Source organism: Lacimicrobium alkaliphilum (assembly GCF_002591895.1).
Taxonomy (GTDB): Bacteria; Pseudomonadota; Gammaproteobacteria; order Enterobacterales; family Alteromonadaceae; genus Lacimicrobium; species Lacimicrobium alkaliphilum.
Genome location: NZ_NISX01000010.1, coordinates 133,846 through 159,459 on the forward strand (window position 1 = coordinate 133,846; position 25,614 = coordinate 159,459).

Here is a 25,614-nt window from a genome sequence, read left to right on the forward strand (position 1 = left end):
AGCAGATGGCAAGCATACCCGGGATACTTTGAATGGAAATTCAGCACGTTCCCACTTAAAGCATTGCGTTGTGTCAACAAAGCACATAACTTATACGAGTGGTGAGCTTTATCCTCCAGCTCACCGAGTAATATCCGATACAGTAACATGGCAACAAACACAGGAATTATCGATTGCCTTTGCGGTTAGTGATCATTATCCCCTTTACGCTGCTGTTTACTCTGGCGACGGCAATCATCAGTGGTATATTGCTGTATAATAACCATGCAGCCTCCAGAGAGGCGGCGCAGCAGTCAATGGTGCAATACACTGACAGTATGGCAGATTATGTGTCTGGTCTGGTGGCGCCCCTGCACCAGATCGTCCGGGTTAATCGTGACGCACTGTCAAACGGCAGCCTCGATATTCACAGACCGGCGTCGCTGGCCGCCCCGCTACTCAGACAAATGCGCCTGTACAAACACCTGACCTTTATCTCGGTTGCCAGTACCGATGGACGCTATATTGCATCGGCCCGGGATCCGGACTCTCAGCAGCCTCCCCATCTGGCAGTTAATTTTATCAGTAGCAACGCTGAACTGGGCGCTCACCGGCCCACAGAACAGGATCTGATTGGTCAACGAATTACCCAATTACCCCCTTATGATCCCCGCCAGCGGCCCTTTTATATATCCGCAATACACGCCCATCCCGATATCAGCTGGGGTAATATCAGCCGCTATATTGGTTTTCCTGTTTTTGGCCTTGGCGTGTCAGCAACCATTACCAACGAAGAGGGCGAAATTCTCGGTGTCAGTGCCACCGGAATGGCATTAACACAAATCAGCGACTTTCTGGCCTCACTGGTGGCTGAAGATCGGGGCTATGCCTTTATCGCCGAGTCAGATGGCACGCTGGTTGCCACATCGGCTCCGGATATGCCCTTAACCAGTGCAGAAGATGACACACACCGGCTGAAGCTGAGCGCACATCCATCACCGTTACTGCAAACAATTGGCAAACTAACGCAACAACAACAGATTTCTGAGAGCATTGATATCAGCGGTGAGCTTTATCTGCTCAACCTGCAAAAGCTGGAGCTGGGGTTTGGCAATAGCTGGTGGCTCGGCGTGGTGATACCGGAGCAGACCTTTACCAGTGCCGTTATTCAAAGTACTTATCGTGCCGTGACTTTAATTGTTCTGATGCTGGTATTGATCACGCTGGTCGGCTTTTATCTGGCCCATAGTATTGCTAGCCCCATCAGTAAAATCGCCTCTCTGGCCCAGTCCGGATCACTTTCTGGTTTACAAAGTCTGCCCCAAAAAAATACCCTTATCCGCGAAGTGACATACCTTTCAGATACGGTACGTAGTCTGGCCAGCGAACTTCAAAAGGCAATCACAGAGCTGGAGTCCAGAGTAAAAAAACGTACCGCCGCCTTGCGTAAGGCCAACCTTAAACTGAAAAAACAATCCCGTCAGGATGGCCTCACCGGTATTGCTAACCGGCGTACTTTCGATGAAACAATCGACCAGGAGTGGAAACGGGCAGTGCGCCACCGCCACCCCCTTTCTATGATCATCGCAGATATTGATTACTTCAAATCATTCAATGATCATTATGGTCACCAAAAAGGCGATGATGCCCTCAAAGCCGTAGCAAAAGCGCTGGACCAGCAACCACAACGGCCCGGAGAGACTGTATGCAGATATGGTGGTGAAGAGTTTGCGGTGATCCTGCCTCAGACAGATGAACAAGGTGCCACAGAAATGGCAGAGAAAATGCGTCAGGCCATTATTGATCTGAACCTTGAACGGGACGATATCGACGAACATGATCGCGTCACTCTGAGTCTGGGTATTGCTACTATCATTCCGGATAACAATGACAAAGTCAGTACCCTGTTCAAGCAAGCCGATCGGCGGCTTTACCAAGCCAAAGAAGCCGGACGTAATCGCACAAAAACGGGCAAAAAAGACAGTTAAAAAAGACCAGGAACCTGCCCAAAAAACATAAAATTCAGTGTAATAACAACATAGCTGAAAAGCACTCGAACAGACTCGCTGCTTTTGCTATTCAGACATCAGCAGGAAATAACTGTTTGCCGTTATGTTTTACCCTATACGCAGCCTGAACAGTTTGAGGGTGCCCGATGTAGGTGATTTTTCCATCGGGTTGAGTGGTGGAGAGAATATTGGCGTGTTTTTGCAAGGGTTCTTCTATCTGTGTAACAGGTCCATTGTCCTTCATAAGGCCTCTCAGGGTAATTCTATTATTATTGGCACTCTATTTTTTATTTATAATTAAATATAAAAAATGAATAAAAATTCATTAACCATAGTTTACATAGGGTTATTAATCTTTGATCAGTTCATCTGTACAAATTGTAACCGCCCTTGATCCAGATCAATCGGCGATCATTTAATGATCAGATGTAAACTGGAATTTTCAGTTTTTTTTCTATCTCAATTGTTAATCAGTGAATCAGTCATGTCCGTGCCTTGTTCACTTTGGTAAGCTATTTTTACTGACCATCCATCGACAGATAGAAAATGAAAATAACGGATATTTATCAACTGATTGATGCGGAGCACGAAGGCCGTGCCTGCAAGGATCTGGATGAAAAAGCCTGTAATCAGGTACCGGGTAATTTTCTGCTTATCACTGCCTGTCTGGTGCTGACCAAATTAGGTGACTTACTCGCCTCACCCAAAATCGTCCTGACCTGGCTGTTGGGTAGTATCGGCGCACCTGCGGCAATAATCTCTATGTTGGTACCGATAAGGGAGTCCGGTTCTCTGATCCCGCAGCTGGCGATTGGTGCCTGGGTGCGCCGCCATCCAAAACGCAAGGCATTCTGGCTCACCGGGAGCCTGCTTCAGGGGGTATGTGTAATCTGCATGGCACTGGCCATCTGGACACTGAATGCGCTGCAGGCCGGCATGTCGGTACTGTTGTTACTGGTAATATTCAGTCTTGCCAGAGGCATGTGTTCTGTAACCATCAAAGATATTCAGGGTAAAACCATCCCTAAAAAACGCCGCGGCCGACTTTCTGGTATCGCCAGCACCATTTCCGGGGCAATCACGGTCATCATCAGCCTGGCTTTTTTCTCCGGCACTGAAGATCCTACGGTCACGTTTTACAACCTGTTATTAGTATTGGCTGGCCTGCTTTGGATCTTTGCCAGCATAATTTTTATGTTGGTGGACGAGCAACCCGGCGAAACCTCAGGAGGGAAAAACGCCATCCGGGAAGGCTGGAATAATCTGTCACTGATGAAAACAGACGCTGACTTTCGACACTTTGTCGTATCAAGAGCCTTGTTGATGGGCTCGGCGTTAGCCTCGCCATTTATTCTGCTACTGGCGCAACAAAAAGCCGGTACGCCAGCATTATTTGCATCGTTTTTGCTGGCATCCAGTCTGGGGGCCAGTCTGTCAGCCAGTATCTGGGGGGTGATGGCAGATACGTCCAGCCGCCAGGTCATGTTTCGTGGTGGACTCATCGCCGCATTGTGCTGTCTGGCGTTGTTTGTGGTGGAGGTATTAATGTCAGAGCAGAATGTGTATCTGTATGCGGTATTTTACTTTGTACTCAGTGTTGCTCACTCTGGTGTCAGAATTGGTCGTCAGACTTATCTGGTAGATATGGCGGGGGGTGTAAAACGCACCGACTATGTCTCAGTCAGCAACAGCCTGATCGGAGTACTATTGTTGCTGTTTGGCGCACTGACATCAGTGATTGCCAGTTATTCACTGCCTGCGGTAGTACTGATATTGGGTTTATCAGGCCTTTTTGGCGCCATCAGCACCTGGAAAATGAAGGAAGTGGAAGGTTAACCTTTTTCGTCGTTCGCCTGCTGAGCCCTGAGCTTGGCCTGAATAAACTGGCTGTGGGGTAAATACAACAGATCGGCGATACGGCGGATAATATGCTCTTCATGAGGGTCGAGATGATCATCGGCGTAGGCCAGTTGCCAGAGGTTTTCCAGAATAAGGTTTTTTTGCTCTGCCTCACAACGCGCATTCACCAAACGGGTAAAACTCACCAGATCAGCCGCATGTTTCGCTTCATCGCCCGAACTGTGAATCAACTCTTTGGCCTGGGACTCGCAGAGCTGAAACTGGCTCATCAGCATGGATTGCATTAACGCCTGCTCCTGCTCATCCAGATCGTGATCGGCCCGAATCACTTCACAGTAAAGTACCGCGGTAGCCAGATCCAGTTGCAGTTCATTCTCATCGTCAGGACGACTATTGAGGTTGTCCTCCAGCCAGCTCTTTAACTTAGTTATCATAAATATTCTTCATTACATCTTCCATGGTTGCCAGTTGCATAAATTGCGGTTTTGCCAGGAAATACCCCTGCATATAGCGGATCCCCTGCGCCTTGAGATAATTAAACTCTTCGCGTGTCTCAACGCCTTCAGCAAGCACCGTAATATCCAGCAGTTCTGACGTTAACACAATCCCCTTGATTATGGCCTGCTTAGCCTTGTCCTGATGAATATTACGAATCAGTTGCATGTCGAGTTTGATAATATCAGGCTGAAACTGCGCCAGCAGGTTAAGGCCGGCGAAACCCTCACCGAAATCATCTATCGCGGTCAGAAACCCCCTTGTCTGGTAAGTTCTGAATATTTCAACAATTTTTCCACTATCTACGCGCTCGTGCTCTGTCACTTCGAAGATGATTTTTTCCCTAGGGAAATCATATTTCTTTGCAGCTTTGAGGGTGAATTGCAGACAAGCTTCAGGTTCATATACCGCATTGGGTAAGAAATTAATACTCAGTCGCTGTTTGCAGCCCAGTTCAGCGGCAAATCTTATCGCCGTTGTACGGCAGGTTTGATCGAAGCTGTATCGGTTTTCATCAGTCACCCTGGAGAGAATTTCCCAGGCACCTTCGCCATTTTCACCACGCACAAGGGCTTCATGAGCAAAAATGGACTCCTCTACCACATCAACAATGGGCTGATAGGCCATGGCGATGGAAAAATCTAACGGCACATCACAATCACAACTGTCGCAAGGTCGCATAGAATATTCCTGACTTGTGATAAATTACTGAAATATAGAATATCAGAGAATTTGTGCTAATTGCGAATGGAGCCGCTGGACTGCTTTAATCGCAGCAGGGATTGAACCACCTATACACCAGTCGCCTGCAGCTGCCAATCTCTTTGCGGGATCCAGCAAAATACCGGGACGTTGACCCTGATGGGATAAGCGCGCGTAACGCCAAACATGCTGATAACGGTGGCGCATCATTAAGCTCGTTTGCCCGAAAATTGCGGCGACCTGCGCACAGGCACCTTCAGCCCAGTCACTTTCATCAGTACAGAGATTTTCAGTGGACGGAATGTGATTTGAATGGGCAACCCAAATCGGCCATGTTGCCTTTTCCCGACCTGGCTTTGCGCTGTCACAAACCAAAAGTTGTAACGACGAGTTATGTAAGTAAATCAAATCTGAAGGTGGGGTTATCATGTTATCAAACTGCATGGCGAGAGTGCGACAGGACAACCACTGCGCTTCAGACTGAGGTGGCAAACCCTCAAAATGCTCCGCTAATAACGGATGCACCTGAGGCCAGGGCAGCGTAGTTATTACCCAGTCAAAAACGCCATATTCACCTTGTTGGTCAGACAACTTCCATCCTGAACCGTTCTGTTGGATGCGAGTTATCCTGGCCGATGTAATCAGTTCACAGTACTGCTGCCAGTATTGGCAGGCAGCGTTCATACCGGGCGTAAAAACATAAAACCTTTCATCGGTATGCTGCGCCTGAACATCCGTAGTCATCTGGCTATTGAACGTATAATCAACGGGGGATACAGACCAGCGCCGGGCTACTTCTGCGCCTTCCAGTTGGCTAAGCAGGTTGATTGTCTTTTCATCATGTGTCCGGATAAAGGGGGCGCCAATATCAAACCTGCCCCACTCAGTGCGTTTGCTGGTGCAACGGCCTCCTCTGCCCCGGGATTTTTCCAGTATGGACACGGCATGCCCATCTAAAGACAATTTATACGCCAGCAGACTACCGGAAACACCGGCACCAATAATTGCTATTTTTGCCATATCAATGATATTAACTTAAACAGACACTTACGCTGGCCTTCAGCGCAGGATCAATCGGATAACTGGTTATTCAGTAAATATGCCAGACGCGCCGCTGCCAGTGCCAGCCGTTCCAGCGCTTGTTTTTGGTCCTGCTGAAAAGCTGCCGGCGATATGCTGTGCGGCTTACGGGAATAAATACGCCGGGTTATAGCATAGGACTCATTCAGCCACTGGGATACTGACGCCACCTGTTGGCGCTTTATCTGCGCCAGCCCCTGGCGGGAAACAAGATATCCCGCCAACTGGCGGGCACTGCCAGCGTTTCTGAGGACATACACATCCCAGTAATAATGCAGGCTGAATCTTTCCTTGCCCACCTTTACAGGATAGTCATTGCCGCCACGATCGTGGCCATAACTAACATGCAGCGGCTGATGCAAATCGGCAACCAGGTGGACGATAAAAGCCAGCGCCTCGGCGCGCTTTTGCTGGTCTGCATGTTTCAGTTGTTTCTGCATCTGCTCCAGCGCGATGACAGCACAGCTTTTCGGACAATCTCTGGAACGATTAAAGGAGGTTGCGGACTGCGCCAGATTAACATAGTGCCAGGGGCCGGTGTGACTGTATTGAGGCAGTTTCGCATCCCGTACCAGGTCCGGCCACACTGCGGCATCTGCCAGCGAACCAAAGTCTTTGGCAGCCAACAATGTATCTGCTGCCTGCTTAGCCTGTGGCCTGAGTTTCGCATAGGCGGCCTGAGCCACCGCACGGTGACCTTTCTCTCCCCACGCATCAGCGTTATTGCCCCAGAGCATAATGATGAGGCCGATAAAAACAACAGAAACCTCCAACACCTGATGACGCATTATGCCAACATCCCTTCTGACTCTGCTGGAAACAACACCGCCTGATTCAGATTCAACTCGATTCCCACCCATTGCCCCTGGGGAAAATCCTCTTCTATCGCCGCAGCACAAAAAAGTTGCTCACCATTTTCCAGCTCAAGCTGATAGAGGAAATCAGCGCCCCTGAAGACCTTGTCGCATATCTTTGCTTTCACATCACTTTGCTCAGTAAAACAAAGCTGATGCGGACGAATCATTAATTCTACTGATGTATTGCAGGGTGCCTGCAGAGAATAGCCACAATCCAGCACTCCCAGCGCCGACTCCACGGTTCGGTCACCGGTTACTGTGGCCGATAAAAACGTACATTTTCCGATAAAGTCAGCCACCAGTTTGTTGTCCGGAAGATGGTAGAGCTGAGCCGGTGTGCCCCACTGCAACATGCGTCCATCAGACATGACACCAATTTTATCGGCCATCGCAAAGGCCTCAGTGCGGTCATGAGTGACCATCAGCGCGGTAATGTTTTCATGCTTCAGAATATTTCTGACCTGACTGGCGAGACTTTCTCTGAGCTCTGAATCGAGACTGGAAAAAGGCTCATCCAACAGCAGGACATCGGGTTTTGGGGCCATAGCACGGGCCAGAGCAACCCGCTGCTGCTGCCCGCCAGATAGGGCATGGCTATATCGGTGCGCATAATCACTCAACTCCACGAGCCCGAGCAACTCAGCCACTCTTTGTTTACGCTGTGCAGATGGCCACGTGCCAAGTCCAAAGGCGACATTTTGTTCCACTGTCAGGTGCGGAAACAATGCAAAATCTTGAAACACCATACCGACTTTTCGTTTTTCCGGTGCAAGGCTCTGATTTACCTTGCTGACAATGCGCTGATGTAAAAGAATCTCCCCTGCCCTGACCGGCTCAAATCCGGCGATAGCTCTGAGCACCGAAGTCTTGCCACAGCCAGAGGCGCCCAACAGACAACCAATCTCTCCGCTGTCGAGCTCAAGATCAAATGCGTTTACAACCTGTTGTTGCTGGTAGGCAATTACGATCTTTTGCAGCTTTAACATCAACGACTCTCCCGATTCATGGCACGGGCCAGAATAATAACAGGCAGAATACCCACCACAAGAATGGAAAGAGCAGGCAGTGCGGCGTCGCTGAGCCTTTCGTCAGACGCCAGTTCATAAGTGCGTACCGCCAGCGTATTAAAATTAAAGGGTCGCAGGATCAAGGTTGCGGGCAACTCTTTGAGTACATCCACAAAAACCAGCAAAACAGCGCTGAGCAGACTGGCTTTCATGATTGGCAGATGGATACGTTGAAGTGATTTCAGCGGCCCGAAACCGAGGCTCTGAGCAGCCTGGTCCATACTCGGTTTAATACGCTCCAGTCCAGCTTCAACCTGATTCAGAGAAACCGCCAGAAAACGCACCGCATAAGCCAGCAACAACGCAAACAGGGTGCCGGAAAACATCAGCCCGGTACTGATACCAAACCAGGCCTGCATCAGCGCATCCAGACTCTTGTCAAACCAGGCCAGCGGCAACATCACACCTACAGCAATCACCGTACCCGGCACGGCATAGCCCATTGATGCCAGCGTAACCGGCATCCTGATCAGCGGGTCGTCGCGTAATCTGCGCCCATAGGCAAACAGCAGTGCCAGCACCAGCACTAAAAATGCCGCCACTAACGCCAGCGAGAAGCTGTTCCACATCAGGCTAAGGAACTGCCCGTTAAACTGCGCCAGACCCGTCCCCCATACCCAGTTAATCAACATCAAAAGCGGAATCAGAAACCCCGCGGCCAGTACCAGCAGGCAGCAACACAGCAATACCACTGACACCAGCGCAGAAGGACGCTGGGGATTCTGTGAGTGATGTTTATGCCCCTGATAGTAATATTTAATTTTACTGCGTGAGCCACGCTCAAGCAGCAGTAACAACAGCACGAAAGTGGTCAGCAGGGCCGAGAGCTGGGCAGCTGCCTGAGCATTTCCTAAACCAAACCAGGTGCGGAATATCCCGGTTGTAAACGTGTTGACACCAAAATATTCCACTGTGCCAAAATCAGCAAAAGCCTCCATCATAGCTAGCGCCACACCGGTAAGGATCGCTGGACGAGCCATCGGCACGGCCACTTTAATAAAATACCCGGTTGGGCTCAGCCCGGCTGCACGGCTTACTTCCAAAAGACTTTGGGCCTGATCCCGAAAAGCGTTTCGGGCCAGCATGAATACGTAGGGATAAAGCACAAGGGTCAGCATCAGGATCGCGCCGCCCAGGGACCTTACTTCCGGAAAGTAGTAATCACCGTAGGCCCACCCCGTTTGTTCACGCACAGCGGTTTGAACCGGACCGGCAAAATCCAGCAATCCGGTGTAGCAATAGGCGATAATATAGGCTGGCATGGCCATTGGCAGCAGTAACAACCATTCGAAAGCGCTGCGCCCCGGAAACTCATAGTGGTGGCAGATCCATGCCAGCGATGTACCCAGTATCAGGGTGCCCAATCCAACTCCAAAGGCCAGCAGCAGGCTGTTACTGATATAGTCCCACAATACTGTCTGTGCAAGATGTTGCCAGACCTGCCATTGCGGTTGCAGCACACTGAGCATCACCACAACAACAGGCAAGGCCAGCATCAGAGCTGGCCCCAGGGATGCCAGACGCCATATTCTGGCCGGGCCGGCAGTTACATGTGATGCTGACAACAAAAGTAATCCTGTTTAAAAGGTTTCGGGCGCTGCTATTTCCAGCCGGCGTTATCCATCAACACCAACGCCGCACTGTTTAACTCACCAACACGCTGCAGTGGAATACTTTCCGCCTTAAAGTCACCGAACCGTTTCAGTACGGCACTCTTTTCAACCCCTTCTCTAACCGGATACTCACCATTATGTTTTGCATACCAGGCCTGAGCCTTTTCGGTAAGCATAAATTCCAGCAAGGTTTTAGCCGCTTCTTTGTTTGCAGCAAATCGGGCGATACCCGCACCAGAAATATTTACATGCACGCCGCGGTCCCCCTGATTGGGCCAGAAAACACTCACTTTTTGTGCAGCTTGCACCTGGGTATCGTCACTGTCGGTCAGCATCCCGGCCAGATAATAGGTGTTGGCAATCGCAATATCACACTGTCCTGCGGCCACGGCTTTGATTTGATCTCTGTCGCCTCCTTTCGGAGGGCGGGCAAAATTTGATACCAGGCCTTTCGCCCATTCAAGCGTTTGCTGTTCACCTAGCTGTTCAATCAACGCCGCAACCATAGACTGATTGTAAATATTGCCGGAAGAGCGCACACAGATACGCCCTTTCCATTTATCTTCACTCAACCCTTCAATGCTACTGAGCTCATCGGCGCTGACTCTTTCTTTAGCGTACATAATAGTACGGGCTCGTTTGGTCAGCGCAAACCATTGGTTATCGGAGTCTCTTAGTCTGGCTGGCACCCAATTTGTCAACATATCGGACTCAACAGGCTGCAGAAGTCCTTTCGATTTGGCACGTTGCAAGCGCCCCACATCGGTGGTGATCAATACATCTGCAGGACTGAACTTTCCTTCCGAAGCGATGCGGGAAATCAACGCATCGGCATTACCGGTGATCAGATTAACCCTGATGCCAGTCTTCGTACTGAATGAATCCAGAACCGGTTTAATCAACGCTTCTTTTCGTGCCGAGTAAACATTGACCTCTGCACTTTTTGCAGGAATAGCGAGAAAAATAAATGAGAAAACGATGACACTGACGACTTTGTACATAATATTCCTTACCGACAATACACTCTGGTGAAACCCGACCTGAAGCGTTTCAGGACGACAATGCTAACCCACCTGAGAACGATTCTCTATAACAACTGAGGGGTAGGTTACCCAAAAAAACAGTTTCTCTATGGGAGGACCTGCCTTAATCCTTGCTCTGGTACATATAATACTGACATTCCTGCATCCCGAGGTTCTTGTAGGTCTGCTGCGCCACTTCATTATCTTTTTCTACGTACAGGCGGAATCCACATACATTGCCCTGTTCTTTTGCCAAAAGCTGAACACGGTTATACAGACCGGCATAAATACCCTGACGGCGCGCCGATGGGCTCACATACACACTCTGAATCCACCAGAATAGCGCATTGCGCCAATCGCTCCATTCGAACGTAACCGCAAGACTGCCCCGTATTTCCCCTTCCTGTTCGGCCACCAGATAAAATCCATACTCAGGATGGGTTAGCAACCCGTTCACGCCCTGACGAAGGGTGGTCGGATCCAACCTTTTGCCCTCAGTCTCCTGAGCCATAGCCTGGTTAAATGAAACCAGTGCATCCAAATCCTCTGCTTTTGCCTGACGCAATGTCACTTCTTTCATATTACTTTCCTTCCAGCCCGGGAGCTCTGCCCCCAAGGACACATCAAAGGCTGGATTCTATCCCATTGAAAGGCTATAAAAAACTGTCACCGTCGTTTAATATAGAGGTAGAAAAAGAGGCTGAAAAACGACACGAGCAGAGGCTATTGCAATGAAAGACGCCAATCTGGTGTACTCCACTGACAAAGGCAGAATCAATACACCGCAGCACAAGCCGCCTGTCCCCCAAGGCGATGGTATCGTTCGCCTGCGCAGAGAAACCAAGGGACGCAAAGGTAAAGGGGTCACCACCATCAGCGGAATGCTGATGGATGAGCAGCAGATAAAAAAATTGTGCAGTGAACTGAAGAAGCTTTGTGGAACAGGCGGCACTGTCAAGGACCAGTTAATCGAGATACAGGGTGACAATCGGGATAAAATAAAGGCCGCTCTGGAAAAAAAGGGGCTCCAGGTCAAACTCGCCGGTGGTTAAAGGGCGTGTTGTTCTTTGGTGTATGATTTCGCAAGCGCATTTAGACAAGGCAGAGGGAATGTGGTGTAGTTCTCTGTATGAATGAACGATAACGCAGCATCCATGGGCTACAGACGCAGCCCTGAGGGTTCAACCCAAAGCCTTCTGCTGTTTGTTGCCGGATTTTGACTGAGTCCGCCAGGCCTGCAGAGCGGCGTCGCGATCAGAAGATTTTAGTGTTGAACACAATTTATACACCAAAGAACAGCACGCCTTCATACCAATTACAATTTCAGGAGTTCCAATGGAACATATTTCCCGTTCAGAGCTGAACATCTTGCTGGTAGAGCCATCAGATACCCAGCGTAAAATTATCAGTGCCATGCTGGCTAAAGAAGATATTGGCCAGGTAGAGACGGCGGGAACCGTCTCTGCAGCATTAAAAGCCATCAATGCTCACGGAGCTGATCTGGTAGTCAGTGCCATGTATTTTGAAGACGGTACGGGGTTGGAGCTACTGACCCAGCTTAAAAACAATACCAGTACCCAGGCTATTCCTTTTATGCTGGTTTCCAGTGAGTTTCGCCCCGCCAAACTTGAAGAGTTTAAACAAGCCGGCGTGGTGGCCATTTTACCCAAACCCTTCGAGCCCATCCATTTGTCACGGGCACTAAATGCCAGCCTGGATATTATTAATACCGAAGAGCTTGAACTGGATTTGTTCGACGTTCACGAGGTGCGGGTGCTGCTGGTAGATGACAGTCGCATGGCAAGAAACCATATCCGACGGGTACTCGAAGGTATGGGCCTGAAAAAAATAACCGAAGCAGAAAATGGCGCAATGGCCCTGACCCTACTTAAGGATCAAGCCTTTGATCTGCTGGTTACGGATTACAATATGCCTGAAATGGACGGCCGGGAGTTATCTGAGTTTGTGCGTTTTAACCCGGATACGGCCCATATACCTATTATTATGGTGACCTCGGAAGCGAACAATGCACACATGAGCAATATCCAGCAAACGGGCGTAAATGCTTTGTGTGATAAACCCTTTGAATCAGCCGAAGTGCGCAAAATGCTGATGTCATTATTGGGGCAATAGTAAGGGCCTGTAACGGCTACACCCGTCACGGCTTTGCGATAATTTGATTAGCAAGCCCCCTACAGGAAATAACCTATGTCCCGTTTCCGGACTCTGCCCGCTATTAAACTCGTTATTGCTGCGCTGTTTGCGCTGGCCGTAATTCTATCCATAAGCGCCTTTGTGTTGCTCAGGGCCAGTTTACCTCAGCTTGAAGGACAGCTCTCTCTCAAAGGCCTGGGTCAGTCTGTCAGTCTTAACAGAGACCGCAATGGTATGGCGGTCATCGATGCTGATAATCGCCGTGACCTGGCCATGGCCACCGGCTTTGTGCACGCCCAGGAACGTTTTTTTCAGATGGATTTATTAAGGCGCAATGCTGCAGGAGAGCTTTCTTTCCTGTTTGGCCGGGCCGCCCTTGAGCGAGACCGGGAAATTGGTCTGCACCGGTTCAGACAGAGGGCCCGGGAACGTTTGAATACTATGCCGGCAAAGGACAAAGCGTTGCTTGATGCTTACGCTGACGGTGTGAATCAGGGTATCAGGGCGCTTTCAGCCAAACCGTTTGAGTACTATTTGATTCAGGCCGAATTACAGCCCTGGCAAGCACAGGATACACTGCTGGTACTGTTCAGCATGTACCTGGATCTGCAGTATCATGATGGCCGTCGCGATCTGAGCCTGGATTTAATCAAACGCTATCTCCCCGCCCCGTTGTATAACTTTCTGCATCCTGCGGGCAGCCACTGGGATGCTCCCGTTGATAACAGTGTCAGAGCCGCCTCAAAGATTCCGCCAACCTCCTGGCCAAAGGTAGCTGCCACAGCAAATGTCCTCACCGATGGTGAATCAGAGGACTTATTGCCCGGTAGCAATAACTGGGCTGTTGGTGGTCAGTTGACCCCCTATGGCTCGGCTATGCTGGCCAATGATATGCATCTCGGCATTCGTGTTCCTAACATCTGGTATCGCTTACAACTCAATTGGCAGGATCACAGTTCGACGCATCAGGTTACGGGTCTGTCGCTGCCTGGTACACCACTGGTTGTGGTGGGTACCAATACCAGACTGGCCTGGGGCTTTACCAACAGCTATGGAGACTGGAGTGATCTGATTCGTCTGAAACTGGATGAAACCGGTGAGCGATATCTGACCCCGCAAGGCTACACATCGTTTAGCTACCCGACCCGGAATATTGAAATAAAAGGTGAACAACCCGAAAAACAGCGGATAAAAGAGACCATCTGGGGGCCGGTGATTGGTGAAGATGAAAATGGCAGGCCACTGGTTTACCGCTGGGTTGCTCATGACCCGCAGGGAGCCAACCTGAACTTGCTTGCCATGGAGGCGGCAACGGATGTTGAGCAAGGTGTTGCCATCGCTGCCTCAGTGGGCATACCGGCACAGAATATTATGCTGGCCGATGCGCAGGGCAATATAGGCTGGACGATCGCCGGACCAATGCCAATTCGTTTTGGCTTTGACGGCCGTTATATCAGTGACTGGAGTGATGGTTCAATGGGTTGGGCCGGCTATCGCCAGGGCGCGGATTACCCGACAATGATCAACCCACAAAATCAACGTTTGTGGACGGCTAATTCCAGAGTCATTGGGGGCAAGGACTACGACAAGATTGGTGACGGTGGCTATGCACTGGGAGCCCGGGCGCAACAAATCAGAGACCAGCTGCTGGCAAAAACGACATTTACCGAAGATGATTTTTTAGCAATACAAATGGACAACAGAGCCTTATTCCTGAGCCCATGGCGGGACCTGATGCTGACACAAATACTGCCGGAGAGTTCGCATCCTCAGGCTTCAGTCATTAGCCAACTGCTAAATAACTGGTCAGCAAGAGCAGATAGCGAAAGTCTTGCCTATCTTCTGGTGCGCCAGTTCAGGCTTACCTTAAGAGATACTGTCTATCAGGACTTGCTCAGACTGATGCAGGAAAAACACCCTGATTTCAGTTATCGAGCAATCCGTAATCAACTAGAGATCCCGCTTTGGCAGCTTGTTACTGAACAACCCACTCACCTCTTACCTGAAGGGTTTGATAGCTGGGCGTCATTATTTGAATTAACACTGAAAAAAATGCTGCAGAATCTGACCAAAGAATACGGCAACTGGCAGGAGCTGAGTTGGGGCAAGGTAAACCAGGTTCAGATAAAGCACCCCTTAAGTGATTTTGTGCCACTTCTGGGAATACTGACGGATATGCCACAGCGGCCACTGGCCGGTGACAGTTTTATGCCCAATGTTTCTCGTCACGACTTTGGGGCCTCGCAGCGACTTGTCGTCTCTCCGGGTCAGGAGCAACATGCCATACTGAATATGCCATCCAGTCAGAGTGGCCACCCTTTAACCCCCTATTTTAATCACGGACATGAAGCCTGGCGAACTGGTGAACCAACGCCACTATTACCTGGCAGAATTGACTACAGACTAAAATTAACCCCGGATAATGATTGACAAAAACCGGTACAAACCATAAATTCACTGATATGAAAATGTTTATCCTACTTTTTGCGCACTTTTTTAGCTCGTCCACCTCGGGAGGCTGACTTTTGCGTGAAAGGCAAACAAAACCTCCCAATCGGGAGGTTTTTTTATGTCCGGGGATGGGCGCGACTAAAACTGTCAATACGCTCTCCCTGGTATTGGTAATGCCGGAACTGCCAGTAAGGTTTTTCCGACCATATACGGGGCAAAATACGGATTTCTGACACACAGGAATCATAACAACAGCAAAAACGCGAGATCACGCAGGCCATGACTGACTATCAACACAAACTGGAACAAATACGACGGGACATCAGCGCCCTGGATGCCGAACTCCTTGAATTGCTGGCCAAACGACAGCAATTTACCAATCAGGTGGCACGAACCAAAATTGACGCCCATATGCAGGTCAGAGATACCAGCCGTGAAGAGCAGCTGCTGATAAAACTGATTAAACAAGGTCAGAAAATTGGACTGACGCCCCAGTATGTCACCCAGCTTTTTCATGTCATTATCGAAGATTCAGTGCTGAATCAGCAAATGTTGCTGGCACAAAAAGCCAATCCGGACAATGCCCTGCCTCTCAACAGAGTCGCGTTTTTAGGTGACAAAGGTTCCTATAGCTATCTGGCAACACAGAAGTATTTCTCCCGGCGTCCGGGCGATCTGGCAGAGATGGGTTGTCAGAGCTTTGATGAAATAATACAGGCTGTGGAAACCAATGAAGCCGATTATGGCGTGCTCCCCATTGAGAACACTTCATCCGGCAGTATTAATGAGGTTTATGATCTGCTCCAACATACGCATCTTTCAATTATAGGCGAGCTTACTCACCCGGTTGAACATGCCATGCTGGTAGCAACAGATACCGAAATAAGCCAGCTAAAAACCCTTTACGCTCATCCGCAGGTATTTTCCCAGTGCAGTCACTTTCTTGCCGAATTGGGTAATATTGAAGTAAAACCTACAGATAGCACCTCTGCGGCCATGCTCCGGGTCAGTGAACTGGCAGACCCACAAGTTGCTGCCATAGGCAGTGCAGCAGGTGGCGCCCTGTATGGCCTGAGCCCAATTAAGTCCAATCTTGCTAACCAGAAAGAAAACCATAGCCGCTTCATCGTAATCGCCAGAAAAGCCGTCAGAGTTCCCCTGCAGATCCCCGCCAAAACGACTCTGGTCATGAGTACAGTGCAAAAGCCCGGTGCTCTGGTGGAAGCTCTGACAGTGCTCAGAGACAACAACATCAATATGACAAAGCTCGAATCCCGGCCCATTAACGGTAACCCGTGGGAGGAAATGTTTTATATTGATGTGGAAGGAAATCTACAGGACGGACCCATGCAAAAAGCGATGGATGCGCTGCGCGGCATGACGCGTTACCTTAAGGTATTGGGGTGTTACCCTACTGAAGAAGTCAGCCCAACCAGAGTGGCGGCTGCCAGTGCTCTAAGAGAAGGATAAAGGCTCATTCCCTGAGCCACTTGAGATAGCTTATTCTGCGCCGGGCTGTTCGGTTTTAGGCTGATGCTTTGCAGCCGCTTCTTTCACCAGGGGCTGCAACTCACCTTGCTGGAACATTTCGAGAATAATATCGCAGCCACCAACAAGCTCGCCTTCTACCCAAAGTTGCGGGAAAGTAGGCCAGTCGGCATAAACCGGCAGTTCGGCACGAATATCGGGGTTTTGCAGAATGTCCACATAGGCAAACTGTTCACCACAAGACATCAGGGCCTGAGTTGCCTGGGCTGAAAAACCGCAGCTGGGCAGCTTGGGTGACCCTTTCATGTAAATAAGGATGGGGTTTTCAGCAATTTGCTGTTTGATCTTTTCCAATGTTTCCATGGTAAGTGCCTCTTGTTAGTCAAAAATGATATCTGGTACCGATTGTACCTGTTTTCAACAACTGACCCCAGAGGAATCATGTTATCTGAACAATGACGCGTCAAACTGAATAGACTAAAACGGATAGTTATATTAAGTGGTGTACGCAAGCGGTTGATTTTAGTCCATTCACTCCCATATAAGGGTGACAGGTAAGAACTGTTAAACTAGTATCTACAACAATCTGACAACGACACCGGTATCCACCCTGTTCATTGGATAAGAAAACAAAGGGGTGATATCACTTTTTTTATCGTAAACATGGAGAATCAATATGGCTTTTGAATTACCCCCACTTCCCTATGAAAAGAATGCCCTTGAGCCGCATATTTCTGCCGAAACCCTTGAGTACCACCATGGTAAACACCATGCAACTTACGTTACAAAACTCAATGGCCTGATTGAAGGCAAAGATCTGGAAAACAAAAGCCTTGAAGAGATCATAAAATCTTCAGATGGCGGTGTTTTCAATAATGCGGCGCAAATCTGGAATCATACTTTCTATTGGCACAGCCTGAGCCCCAACGGTGGTGGCGAGCCCAGTGGTGCACTGGCAGATGCCATCAATGCCAAGTGGGGTTCTTTTGCCGCGTTCAAAGAGGCGTTTAATGACAAAGCGGTTAACAACTTTGGTTCAAGCTGGACCTGGCTGGTGAAAAAAGCTGACGGCAGCCTGGATATTGTCAATACCAGTAATGCCGGCACGCCGATCACAGAGGAAGGGGTTACCCCATTGTTAACCGTCGACTTGTGGGAACACGCTTACTACATCGACTATCGTAACCTGCGTCCGAAGTACCTGGAAGGTTTCTGGGCATTGGCAAACTGGGAGTTTGCCGCTAAAAACTTCAGCTGATAGTTAACCTTTAGTACTCGTAATAAAAAAAAGCGCCTCCGGGCGCTTTTTTTTGGCTAAACCTTAGCTGTGGTTGATACACAGAACAAAGGGCCTGTCACAACCTCTAATGGTTTTGATCAGGTTGTGTTTTATGGGTTTACCAGATTTACCTGGATTCGCCATAAATGGCTCTTAGTCCACCAGCCCGGTGGGCATATCCCCGCGAATTTCATTCCAGATTTCACCGCTGTCCATACCGTATTTTCGAATCAGCATGGGTACTTTCTCATGCTCGCCCTGACGGGCTAATTGCAGCAGTTGGGTATAATGATCTCTGGCCAGCTGGCGGGATTTCGGATTAGAGAAATAATAGCTGCCGATCCGGGCATACAGCCCACGAAAACCATTCATCATCAATACAAAGACACGATTACCCGAGGCCATCGCCAGATCGTGGTTAATTTTGTAATCAAAATCTGCAAACGCCTGGCCGTCTTCAGGCAAATCCACAAAGCCTTCGAGGAGCTTTGCCGACTCTTCAGGGGCATTTTTAAAGGCACGGCGAATAAACACGGCGCTCACACTGGTGCGTGCGGCAAGCAGGTGATCAACCAGTTCGGGTATGCCTTCCTCGTCCAGTCGGGCAAGGGTTTCGAGAATATTCAGACCGCAGGTTTCCCAGAAATTATTAACTTTGGTGGGTTTGCCGTGCTGTATGGTCAACCAGCCATCACGGGCCAGCCGCTGCAAGACTTCCCGCAATGTGGTGCGGGTAACGCCTATCAGCTCTGACAGTTCACGCTCAGCGGGAAGTATGGTGCCAGGAGGAAACCTGCCACTCCATATGGATTCGACAATATACTCTTCCGCAAAGCCGGCGGGACTCTGAGCCTTATAGATCATGCAAAAACTCACTTAAGGTTATTATTGTTATGGTCACTGATGCGAAGTCAGCCTCTGTTAACTGATTGTACCAGATGTTGTCACCAATTAAAGTTACTCTTTTATCGTCAGGACGTGGCAGAATTAACCTTAAAACGGAGAATCAACACGAATGAAAAGCTTTTCCTATCTGAAACAGATTTCCCGCTCGCGCAGCGCCTGGGCGTTACTATTGTTATCAGCTTTATTGCTCGAAGCTATTGCATTGTATTTTCAGTATGGAATGGGTCTGGAACCCTGCATCATGTGTATCTATCAACGAAATGCAGTTTTCGGTATTGCCCTGGCTGCAATGATAGGTTTGAGTATGCCGGATAAGATACTCATCAGGTGGATAGCCATTATTGGCTGGGGCATTTCCTCCATCTGGGGCTTACTGATCGCCATCGAGCACGTAGAGATTCAGACAGCGGCCAATCCCTTTTTTGCATCCTGTGAAATTGTACCGAACTTTCCGGGTTGGTTACCCCTACATGAGTGGATGCCGGCGATCTTTGCCGCAACCGGAGATTGCGGAAATATAGACTGGTCATTTTTTGGCATGAGTATGCCACAGTGGATGATTATTACGTTCGCTGTTTACAGCCTGATTTGGCTATCAGTGCTGCTTTCCCAGTTTAAAAAGACGCGATAAGGTTACTGTTTTTCCTGCTCCTCCGGCGGAAGCTGCATACGGGCGGTTGTCACATGCCGCTGATTACGGGTCCGCTTCATCATTGTCACTTCATGATGAAGCGCCACTTTGGCCAGAATATGGGCGGTTACAGGTGCGGTTATCACCAGAAACAACGTGATCAGCAATTCATGAATGGTCAGGTGACCGTATTGGTGAGACATATACACCATCGACCCCACGAGTATACCGCCAAGCCCCAGCGTAGTGGCTTTGGTCGGCGCGTGCAGCCGTACATAGAGATCTTTAAGCCGGATTAGCCCAATCGATCCGACTAAAACAAACAGCCCGCCCAGTAACAGCAAACTGGAAATTAATAACTCCACCCAGAAATTCATATCAACTCCTACTCTATAATATCGCCACGCAGCAAATACTTACCAAATGCCACACTACTGACAAAGCCCAGCATCGCGATCAACAGCGCCGCTTCAAAGTAAAGTTGTGTGCCACTGTACATACCGTAAAGCAGTATCAAAGCGATACTATTGATATACATGGTATCCAGCGCCAGTATCCTGTCCACCACATGGGGACCGATCAGCAAACGCCAAAGATTCAAAACCAGCGCGACGCAAAGCATTACGCCCACTGCGATCATGCTCCACTCTAACATGCGAATATCTCCTTAATCGCGGCTTCATAGCGCTGTTTAATAAGATTAATGATCTGTTGCTCATCCTCAGGCATGTCAAGTACATGCACATACAACCACTTTCTGTCTTTGGTCACCTCTGCGCTGACGGTACCGGGCGTCATCGTTACCGTACTGGCCAACACTGTAATAGGCAGGGTGGTGTCCAAATCCAGCGGAACTGCTACAAAGCCGGGTTTGATGCGGCGCATAGGCCCAACCACCAACAATGCCACCTGAATATTAGCCACCACAATATCACCGAGCACCATCAGCACATACCGAAAGGCCCTGAACGGGCGAACAATCCTGGGTTGTGGTACCTGAAGAGGAGCGCAGATCAGTGGAATACAAATAGCCAGCACAGAGCCCAGAATAATATGTCCCAGACTCACGGAGCCATTTAACATTAACCACACTACCAACAGCAGCAAGCTGTGAAACGGCATAGGCAACCAGCGTGATCTGAGATTCATTTGGTCGCCTCCTGTAAATTCATCACCTCAAACAACCCTTGTAACTGATGTAATTCAGTAGCAGCAGCGGTGGTGTAATCTGTCACCACAGCGCCAAAGATCACCATCAGCGGCGATCCCAGCAACAATAAAATGACTGCGGATACCTGCCAGCGCGACACTCTCTGCACCTGAGATCTATCGCCTTCACCGGTGTACCTCCAGAACATAGTGGTTCCGGCCCGTGATAGTGCAATAATAGTAATTAAACCAGCGATCAGAATAATCGGCCATATCCACAGTATTTCTGCGGCACTATGTGCCGATTGAAGTACCACCAGTTTGCCGATAAATCCGGAAAACGGAGGCAAGCCGGCTACTGTCATTGCCCCGACAAAAAACAGGATCCCTAAAAGTGCCGGCTGGCTTACTTTACGTGCCATCACAAACCAATCCAGGGCTTTGCCGCGCTGTTGACCAACCATGTCAGCAATCAGAAACAATGCACCGGTAACCAATGTACTGTGCACCAGGTAGAACAAACCGGCTGCCGTCGCTTGTGGTGTACGCAGTGCAAAGGCAATGAGCAGTGTGCCCACGGAAATCACCACCAGATTAGCCGACAGGTGACGTAAGTTGGGGCTGGCCAGAGCGCCGATAGAACCCACAATAATGGTCAGAAACGCCAGCGGCCAAATCCACGGCTGAACCATATTGGCCAACTCTCCCGCCTGTTCACCAAAAATAACCGTGTAGACGCGGAAAATACCGTAAATTCCAACTTTAGTCATAATCGCAAACAATGCCGCCACCGGAGCGCTGGCAGCGGCGTAGGTTCTGGGCAACCAAAAGTGTAATGGCAACATGGCTGCCTTGAGGCCAAATACGATCAACAACAATAAGCCACCCGCCTTGGCGATCACCTGCTCACCGGCAGATAACTGCGCAATGCGCAGCGCCATATCGGCAATATTGAGGGTGCCGGTGGTTCCATATAAGGTCCCTAAGGCAAACAGGAACAGACTCGACCCAATCAGGTTGAGAATCACATAATGCACATTAGCGAGCGTCTTCTGCTTGCCTCCACCGTGAATAAGCAAAGCGTAAGAGGCAATCAACAGCACCTCGAAAAATACGAACAGATTAAACAAGTCTCCGGTCAGAAATGCCCCATTGATACCCATTAACTGGAATTGCAGCAACGGATGAAAGTATTTGCCTTCTCTGTCAACGCCGGCAAACGCATAGAGCGTTGCGCCAAGCCCCAGTATACCGTTGAGCACCACCAGCAACATTGACAGTCTGTCTGCAAATAGCACGATACCAAAAGGCGCCTGCCAGTTTCCCAGCGCATAAAACGTCGGCCCCTGTTGCATAACCTGGAGCATTAAGCCCACAGAGCAACTAATCTGCAATACCATCAACAGCAGTGCTGCAAATCTCCGGCGCTGGTAGTTTTCCGGCCCGGAAAAAGGCGGCAACAGCATAAACAAGCCCCCAAATAACGGGAGCAGGATGGGCAAAACAGCCAAATGCATGCTCATACTTTACCCCGCGTTGGTTTGATGGCCTGATCGGCGTCCGGAGGCTCTCGTCCATCGACAAAATCATTGCCCAAATCAGCCCGGGCCCGCATCGCCAGAATTACAACAAATGCAATCATCGCAAAGCCGATCACAATCGCTGTTAACACCAGAGCTTGCGGCAAAGGATCCGTATAGGAGTCAGATATACCCAGAATTGCAGCACCGTCGAGCTGCAGACGACCGCTGGAAAACAAAAACAGATTTACCGCATAAGAGAGCAGTGTTAAGCCCAGTACGACCGGAAAAGTTCGTCCGCGCAAGCAAAGAAAAATACCGCAAAAGGTCAGCATGCCGACACAAAATACATACAATGCTTCCATTATTCCTCCACCGTTGGACGATAACGGGTAGTCAGCTTACCCAGGTTTGCAAGAATCAGCAGGGTTGCGCCTACTACCGTGAGATACACACCCAAATCAAACAGGATGGCACTTGCCAGCTCGATTTCACCTATCCAGGGAATGTCGAAGTAATCAAACCAGGACGTTAAGAAAGGTTTGCCGAATAGCCAACTCCCCGCCCCGGTCAGTGCCGCAATTAACACACCACTGGCGATCAGCCATTGATAGTCCACCTTAATACGTGGCTTAATCCAGTCGACGCCGTGGGCGATATACTGCTGGATCAGAGCGACTGAGGTAATCAACCCGGCGATAAACCCTCCACCCGGCATATTGTGTCCACGCAGGAAAATATAAGCGGAAACCAGCAACGCCAGTGGCAACAGACTTTGTGAAATCATCGCCAGAATCAGCGGATGACGATCTTCCGACCATGGCCTGCCTTTTTCATCGGCAGAGGGCATGGCCAGACGCATTCTGGCGATCAGTTTGAAAATGCCCAATGCAGCGATCCCCAGCACGGTGATCTCTCCGAGCGTATCAAAGCCCCTGAAGTCCACCAGAATTACATTAACCACATTGGTTCCTCCCCCACCGGTTTTGCTATTGGCGAGGAAGAACTCTGAAATACTCTCAAAAGGACGGGTGATAATGGCGTAATTGATGGTGGCAATCACGCCACCACAAGCCGCAGCGATCCCCAGATCTCTTACTACACGTCTTGGAGATGATTCATTTTTGGTTTTCTGCGGCAGAAAAAACAGCGCCAACATCAACAAAATAACGGTTACCACCTCCACAGCTAATTGTGTCAGTGCCAAGTCCGGAGCCGAGAAACGCGCAAATGTAATCGAAACGATCAACCCCACCACGGACAAGGTAATCAGCGCCACCATACGCTGGCGATGCAATATCACTGTGGCCAGTGCGCTGATGCAAAGTAAAATCGCCGCAGTGATTTCAATACCATTTACGTCCTGAAGGGGTAAATGCCCGGCGGCGCTGTTCAGCTCCATCAATGGACTGGCAGTCATAATCAGTGTCAGAACCAAAAGCAGAGCAACATAACGCTGCAAAGAGCCATTCGCCATCCACTCATGTAAGGCTGTAGCCTGACGCACCAGGGCCTGTACCGCACCTTCGAAGATTAATTTGGCGTCGGTTTCCCTGAACTGAGACTGAAAGCGGTACAATCGACTGCGATACGCATAAACCAGTAAGCCCCCCGTCATCGCGATAAAGCTCATCAGCAAAGGTAAATTAAAACCATGCCAGATAGACAAACTATACTCAGGTAACTGCCCATCGAGCACTGAGGATGATGCAGCCTGCAATAAACTTCCAATCATAAAACTGGGAAATATCCCCACCAACAAACACAGTGTCACCAGAATCTCAACCGGGATCTTCATATAACGAGGTGGCTCATGAGGCGTTTTGGGAATATCTATCGGCTCGCCGTTAAAAAACACATCGTGGATAAAACGCAGCGAATAAGCGACAGAAAAAATGCCCCCGAGTGTTGCCAGCACCGGAATCATCCAGGATAAAGAGCCAAGCGCAACCTGATGTAAGGTCTCGGCAAAAAACATTTCTTTGGATAAAAATCCATTCAGTAATGGTATTCCTGCCATAGACGCCGCCGCCACCATCGCCAGAGTCGCAGTGTAAGGCATGTAACGCCATAAGCCGTTAAGCTTACGCATATCCCGTGAACCGGATTCATGATCGATAATCCCGGCAGCCATAAACAGTGAGGCTTTAAATATGGCATGGTTCATTATATGAAACACGGCAGCCACAGCGGCCAGCTTGGTATCCATCCCCAACAACAGGGTAATCAACCCCAGATGGCTGATAGTGGAATATGCCAGCAACCCTTTAAGATCGTGTTTAAACAGCGCCACATAGGCACCAAGTAACAGGGTCGCGAGGCCGGTGAGACTGACGGTTAAAAACCACAGTTCAGTACCCGCCAACACGGGATACATGCGCGCCAGCAAGAAAATACCGGCTTTCACCATAGTGGCAGAATGTAGATAGGCACTGACCGGTGTGGGTGCGGCCATGGCATGAGGAAGCCAGAAATGAAACGGAAACTGAGCCGATTTGGTGAAAGCTCCCAACAATACAAGAATCAGCGCTACCGGATACATAGCGTGTTCGCGAATCATGTTTCCACTGGCCAGTACAGTACCTAAATCGTAGCTGCCGACAATATCAGCGATAATAAGCAAACCTGCAAGCAACGCCAGACCACCAGCCCCGGTTACTGTAAGCGCCATTCTGGCGCCTTTGCGTGATTCTGACTTTGATGACCAGAATCCGATTAATAAAAATGAGCTGATACTGGTTACTTCCCAGGCCATCCAGAGCTGCAACAGGTTATTTGACAGCACTATGGACAGCATCGCTGTCATAAACAGAATCAGGTAAGCGTAAAATCGCCCCATCGCATCTTTGTCAGACAGATAGTAACGGGCATAGAGAATGATCAACAGGCCAATGCCCAGAATCAACATGGCAAACATTATCGCCAGGCCGTCCAGACGCAGTGACAGAGTCAATCCCACGGCAGGGATCCAGGCCAGACTCTCAGTAATCGTCTGACCCGAGAGTACCTCTGGCAACAGCGTAGCAATCTGAGTCAACGCCAGTGCGGGTGCCAGCATCGTAAAAAATGCACAGGCTGTGCGCCCAAACCGCTCTGTTATCAGCGGCACAAACACCCCAATCAATAATAAAACGGGTATCCAGAATAAACTCATTATGTCGCCGTGCTCCATTTTGTTATTGTCTGAACAGCGCAGCTAAGGTAATTGTGATTCACTACAGACAGAGCAGGATCCGTCGACGTGCAAATCATGGCACTCTATCTGGTTCAATGTGGAAAGTTATATTAACTCTCAAACCAACAGCTTAGCTTTACCAAGGCTAATCGAAGCGCCTGACGTGGGCAAGAAAAA

25 protein-coding genes are annotated in these 25,614 nt (G+C 49.4%); 8 read left to right on the forward strand and 17 right to left on the reverse strand.

The window, feature by feature from the left end; all coding sequences use genetic code 11:
* Positions 1-173: 173 nt before the first annotated feature.
* Positions 174-1,967: a sensor domain-containing diguanylate cyclase gene (locus CDA54_RS11325; protein ID WP_099035128.1), complete on the forward strand. Its 1,794-nt coding sequence runs from the start codon at positions 174-176 to the stop codon at positions 1,965-1,967.
* 91 nt (positions 1,968-2,058) lie between these two features.
* Here the strand turns inward: CDA54_RS11325 and CDA54_RS19595 are convergent, their stop codons facing one another.
* Positions 2,059-2,232, reverse strand: a complete 174-nt coding sequence (locus CDA54_RS19595; protein ID WP_180237190.1) for a hypothetical protein — start codon at positions 2,230-2,232, stop codon at positions 2,059-2,061.
* Positions 2,233-2,534: 302 nt separating this feature from the next.
* On the opposite strand from CDA54_RS19595, the gene CDA54_RS11335 reads away from it, so the two are divergent.
* The gene (locus CDA54_RS11335) at positions 2,535-3,824 is read left to right on the forward strand and encodes an MFS transporter (protein WP_099035130.1); all 1,290 of its coding nucleotides are present in this window, start codon (positions 2,535-2,537) and stop codon (positions 3,822-3,824) included.
* Here the strand turns inward: CDA54_RS11335 and CDA54_RS11340 are convergent.
* From CDA54_RS11340 to CDA54_RS11375, 8 genes are all read right to left on the reverse strand, one after another.
* On the reverse strand, positions 3,821-4,282 hold the full coding sequence (locus tag CDA54_RS11340) for a tellurite resistance TerB family protein (RefSeq protein ID WP_099035131.1): 462 nt from the start codon (positions 4,280-4,282) through the stop codon (positions 3,821-3,823). The genes CDA54_RS11335 and CDA54_RS11340 overlap by 4 nt on opposite strands.
* Entirely contained in the window at positions 4,272-5,024 is a 753-nt protein-coding gene (locus CDA54_RS11345) for an EAL domain-containing protein (RefSeq protein ID WP_099035132.1), read from the reverse strand. The genes CDA54_RS11340 and CDA54_RS11345 overlap by 11 nt, the downstream gene beginning before the upstream one ends.
* 42 nt (positions 5,025-5,066) lie before the next feature.
* Positions 5,067-6,065: an NAD(P)/FAD-dependent oxidoreductase gene (locus CDA54_RS11350; protein ID WP_099035133.1), complete on the reverse strand. Its 999-nt coding sequence runs from the start codon at positions 6,063-6,065 to the stop codon at positions 5,067-5,069.
* 50 nt (positions 6,066-6,115) lie between these two features.
* A complete protein-coding gene (locus CDA54_RS11355) occupies positions 6,116-6,913 on the reverse strand; it encodes a S1/P1 nuclease (RefSeq protein WP_180237191.1) in 798 nt (265 codons plus the stop codon).
* The gene (locus CDA54_RS11360) at positions 6,913-7,968 is read right to left on the reverse strand and encodes an ABC transporter ATP-binding protein (RefSeq protein ID WP_099035135.1); all 1,056 of its coding nucleotides are present in this window, start codon (positions 7,966-7,968) and stop codon (positions 6,913-6,915) included. Before CDA54_RS11360 ends, CDA54_RS11355 begins: the two co-directional genes overlap by 1 nt.
* Positions 7,968-9,545, reverse strand: a complete 1,578-nt coding sequence (locus CDA54_RS11365) for an ABC transporter permease (RefSeq protein ID WP_099035168.1) — start codon at positions 9,543-9,545, stop codon at positions 7,968-7,970. Before CDA54_RS11365 ends, CDA54_RS11360 begins: the two co-directional genes overlap by 1 nt.
* A 104-nt stretch (positions 9,546-9,649) precedes the next feature.
* A complete protein-coding gene (locus CDA54_RS11370) occupies positions 9,650-10,663 on the reverse strand; it encodes a Fe(3+) ABC transporter substrate-binding protein (protein ID WP_099035136.1) in 1,014 nt (337 codons plus the stop codon).
* A gap of 145 nt (positions 10,664-10,808) precedes the next feature.
* Complete coding sequence (locus CDA54_RS11375) at positions 10,809-11,255, reverse strand: GNAT family N-acetyltransferase (protein ID WP_099035169.1); 447 nt, start codon at positions 11,253-11,255, stop codon at positions 10,809-10,811.
* Between the two features lie 160 nt (positions 11,256-11,415).
* Between CDA54_RS11375 and yciH the strand changes: the two genes are divergently transcribed.
* From yciH to pheA, 4 genes are all read left to right on the forward strand, one after another.
* Complete coding sequence (gene yciH, locus CDA54_RS11380; RefSeq protein ID WP_099035137.1) at positions 11,416-11,736, forward strand: stress response translation initiation inhibitor YciH; 321 nt, start codon at positions 11,416-11,418, stop codon at positions 11,734-11,736.
* 283 nt (positions 11,737-12,019) lie between these two features.
* On the forward strand, positions 12,020-12,817 hold the full coding sequence (locus CDA54_RS11385) for a response regulator (RefSeq protein WP_099035138.1): 798 nt from the start codon (positions 12,020-12,022) through the stop codon (positions 12,815-12,817).
* Between the two features lie 75 nt (positions 12,818-12,892).
* A complete protein-coding gene (locus CDA54_RS11390; protein ID WP_099035139.1) occupies positions 12,893-15,268 on the forward strand; it encodes a penicillin acylase family protein in 2,376 nt (791 codons plus the stop codon).
* A 300-nt stretch (positions 15,269-15,568) separates the two neighbouring features.
* Positions 15,569-16,759 carry a prephenate dehydratase gene (gene pheA, locus CDA54_RS11395; protein WP_099035140.1) on the forward strand — a complete coding sequence of 397 codons (1,191 nt, stop codon included), beginning with the start codon at positions 15,569-15,571 and terminating at the stop codon, positions 16,757-16,759.
* Between the two features lie 30 nt (positions 16,760-16,789).
* Here the strand turns inward: pheA and CDA54_RS11400 are convergent, their stop codons facing one another.
* Positions 16,790-17,140: a Grx4 family monothiol glutaredoxin gene (locus CDA54_RS11400; RefSeq protein ID WP_099035141.1), complete on the reverse strand. Its 351-nt coding sequence runs from the start codon at positions 17,138-17,140 to the stop codon at positions 16,790-16,792.
* 313 nt (positions 17,141-17,453) lie between these two features.
* Here CDA54_RS11400 and CDA54_RS11405 point away from each other — a divergent pair, with 313 nt between their 5' ends.
* On the forward strand, positions 17,454-18,035 hold the full coding sequence (locus CDA54_RS11405; protein WP_099035142.1) for a superoxide dismutase: 582 nt from the start codon (positions 17,454-17,456) through the stop codon (positions 18,033-18,035).
* A 174-nt stretch (positions 18,036-18,209) separates the two neighbouring features.
* Here the strand turns inward: CDA54_RS11405 and fadR are convergent, their stop codons facing one another.
* Positions 18,210-18,920 carry a fatty acid metabolism transcriptional regulator FadR gene (gene fadR / locus CDA54_RS11410; RefSeq protein ID WP_099035143.1) on the reverse strand — a complete coding sequence of 237 codons (711 nt, stop codon included), beginning with the start codon at positions 18,918-18,920 and terminating at the stop codon, positions 18,210-18,212.
* 151 nt (positions 18,921-19,071) lie between these two features.
* Here fadR and dsbB point away from each other — a divergent pair, with 151 nt between their 5' ends.
* Positions 19,072-19,593 carry a disulfide bond formation protein DsbB gene (dsbB, locus tag CDA54_RS11415; protein ID WP_099035144.1) on the forward strand — a complete coding sequence of 174 codons (522 nt, stop codon included), beginning with the start codon at positions 19,072-19,074 and terminating at the stop codon, positions 19,591-19,593.
* A 2-nt stretch (positions 19,594-19,595) separates the two neighbouring features.
* Here dsbB and CDA54_RS11420 read toward each other — a convergent pair whose 3' ends face one another.
* The 6 genes from CDA54_RS11420 to CDA54_RS11445 are packed head-to-tail and all read right to left on the reverse strand — an operon-like array spanning position 19,596 to position 25,416.
* Positions 19,596-19,970 carry a Na+/H+ antiporter subunit G gene (locus CDA54_RS11420; RefSeq protein WP_099035145.1) on the reverse strand — a complete coding sequence of 125 codons (375 nt, stop codon included), beginning with the start codon at positions 19,968-19,970 and terminating at the stop codon, positions 19,596-19,598.
* Between the two features lie 8 nt (positions 19,971-19,978).
* Complete coding sequence (locus CDA54_RS11425; RefSeq protein WP_099035146.1) at positions 19,979-20,248, reverse strand: K+/H+ antiporter subunit F; 270 nt, start codon at positions 20,246-20,248, stop codon at positions 19,979-19,981.
* Complete coding sequence (locus tag CDA54_RS11430) at positions 20,242-20,742, reverse strand: Na+/H+ antiporter subunit E (RefSeq protein ID WP_099035147.1); 501 nt, start codon at positions 20,740-20,742, stop codon at positions 20,242-20,244. Before CDA54_RS11430 ends, CDA54_RS11425 begins: the two co-directional genes overlap by 7 nt.
* Complete coding sequence (locus CDA54_RS11435) at positions 20,739-22,265, reverse strand: monovalent cation/H+ antiporter subunit D (protein WP_099035148.1); 1,527 nt, start codon at positions 22,263-22,265, stop codon at positions 20,739-20,741. The genes CDA54_RS11430 and CDA54_RS11435 overlap by 4 nt, the downstream gene beginning before the upstream one ends.
* Entirely contained in the window at positions 22,262-22,627 is a 366-nt protein-coding gene (locus CDA54_RS11440) for a Na+/H+ antiporter subunit C (protein WP_099035149.1), read from the reverse strand. The genes CDA54_RS11435 and CDA54_RS11440 overlap by 4 nt, the downstream gene beginning before the upstream one ends.
* On the reverse strand, positions 22,627-25,416 hold the full coding sequence (locus CDA54_RS11445; RefSeq protein WP_180237192.1) for a monovalent cation/H+ antiporter subunit A: 2,790 nt from the start codon (positions 25,414-25,416) through the stop codon (positions 22,627-22,629). Before CDA54_RS11445 ends, CDA54_RS11440 begins: the two co-directional genes overlap by 1 nt.
* Positions 25,417-25,614 lie beyond the last annotated feature (198 nt).

What these genes read in the sequence shown, in the direction of transcription:
- CDA54_RS11440 (WP_099035149.1), bottom strand. Translation starts at nt 22,627, where the DNA reads ATGGAAGCATTGTATGTATTTTGTGTCGGCATGCTGACCTTTTGCGGT.
- CDA54_RS11420 (WP_099035145.1), bottom strand. Translation starts at nt 19,970, where the DNA reads ATGAATTTCTGGGTGGAGTTATTAATTTCCAGTTTGCTGTTACTGGGC.
- CDA54_RS11390 (WP_099035139.1), top strand. Translation starts at nt 12,893, where the DNA reads ATGTCCCGTTTCCGGACTCTGCCCGCTATTAAACTCGTTATTGCTGCG.
- CDA54_RS19595 (WP_180237190.1), bottom strand. Translation starts at nt 2,232, where the DNA reads ATGAAGGACAATGGACCTGTTACACAGATAGAAGAACCCTTGCAAAAA.
- CDA54_RS11350 (WP_099035133.1), bottom strand. Translation starts at nt 6,065, where the DNA reads ATGGCAAAAATAGCAATTATTGGTGCCGGTGTTTCCGGTAGTCTGCTG.
- CDA54_RS11400 (WP_099035141.1), bottom strand. Translation starts at nt 17,140, where the DNA reads ATGGAAACATTGGAAAAGATCAAACAGCAAATTGCTGAAAACCCCATC.
- CDA54_RS11335 (WP_099035130.1), top strand. Translation starts at nt 2,535, where the DNA reads ATGAAAATAACGGATATTTATCAACTGATTGATGCGGAGCACGAAGGC.
- CDA54_RS11445 (WP_180237192.1), bottom strand. Translation starts at nt 25,416, where the DNA reads ATGAGTTTATTCTGGATACCCGTTTTATTATTGATTGGGGTGTTTGTG.
- CDA54_RS11340 (WP_099035131.1), bottom strand. Translation starts at nt 4,282, where the DNA reads ATGATAACTAAGTTAAAGAGCTGGCTGGAGGACAACCTCAATAGTCGT.
- CDA54_RS11365 (WP_099035168.1), bottom strand. Translation starts at nt 9,545, where the DNA reads ATGCTGGCCTTGCCTGTTGTTGTGGTGATGCTCAGTGTGCTGCAACCG.
- CDA54_RS11425 (WP_099035146.1), bottom strand. Translation starts at nt 20,248, where the DNA reads ATGTTAGAGTGGAGCATGATCGCAGTGGGCGTAATGCTTTGCGTCGCG.
- CDA54_RS11435 (WP_099035148.1), bottom strand. Translation starts at nt 22,265, where the DNA reads ATGAGCATGCATTTGGCTGTTTTGCCCATCCTGCTCCCGTTATTTGGG.
- CDA54_RS11405 (WP_099035142.1), top strand. Translation starts at nt 17,454, where the DNA reads ATGGCTTTTGAATTACCCCCACTTCCCTATGAAAAGAATGCCCTTGAG.
- CDA54_RS11360 (WP_099035135.1), bottom strand. Translation starts at nt 7,968, where the DNA reads ATGTTAAAGCTGCAAAAGATCGTAATTGCCTACCAGCAACAACAGGTT.
- pheA (WP_099035140.1), top strand. Translation starts at nt 15,569, where the DNA reads ATGACTGACTATCAACACAAACTGGAACAAATACGACGGGACATCAGC.
- CDA54_RS11345 (WP_099035132.1), bottom strand. Translation starts at nt 5,024, where the DNA reads ATGCGACCTTGCGACAGTTGTGATTGTGATGTGCCGTTAGATTTTTCC.
- CDA54_RS11430 (WP_099035147.1), bottom strand. Translation starts at nt 20,742, where the DNA reads ATGAATCTCAGATCACGCTGGTTGCCTATGCCGTTTCACAGCTTGCTG.
- CDA54_RS11385 (WP_099035138.1), top strand. Translation starts at nt 12,020, where the DNA reads ATGGAACATATTTCCCGTTCAGAGCTGAACATCTTGCTGGTAGAGCCA.
- CDA54_RS11370 (WP_099035136.1), bottom strand. Translation starts at nt 10,663, where the DNA reads ATGTACAAAGTCGTCAGTGTCATCGTTTTCTCATTTATTTTTCTCGCT.
- CDA54_RS11355 (WP_180237191.1), bottom strand. Translation starts at nt 6,913, where the DNA reads ATGCGTCATCAGGTGTTGGAGGTTTCTGTTGTTTTTATCGGCCTCATC.
- yciH (WP_099035137.1), top strand. Translation starts at nt 11,416, where the DNA reads ATGAAAGACGCCAATCTGGTGTACTCCACTGACAAAGGCAGAATCAAT.
- dsbB (WP_099035144.1), top strand. Translation starts at nt 19,072, where the DNA reads ATGAAAAGCTTTTCCTATCTGAAACAGATTTCCCGCTCGCGCAGCGCC.
- fadR (WP_099035143.1), bottom strand. Translation starts at nt 18,920, where the DNA reads ATGATCTATAAGGCTCAGAGTCCCGCCGGCTTTGCGGAAGAGTATATT.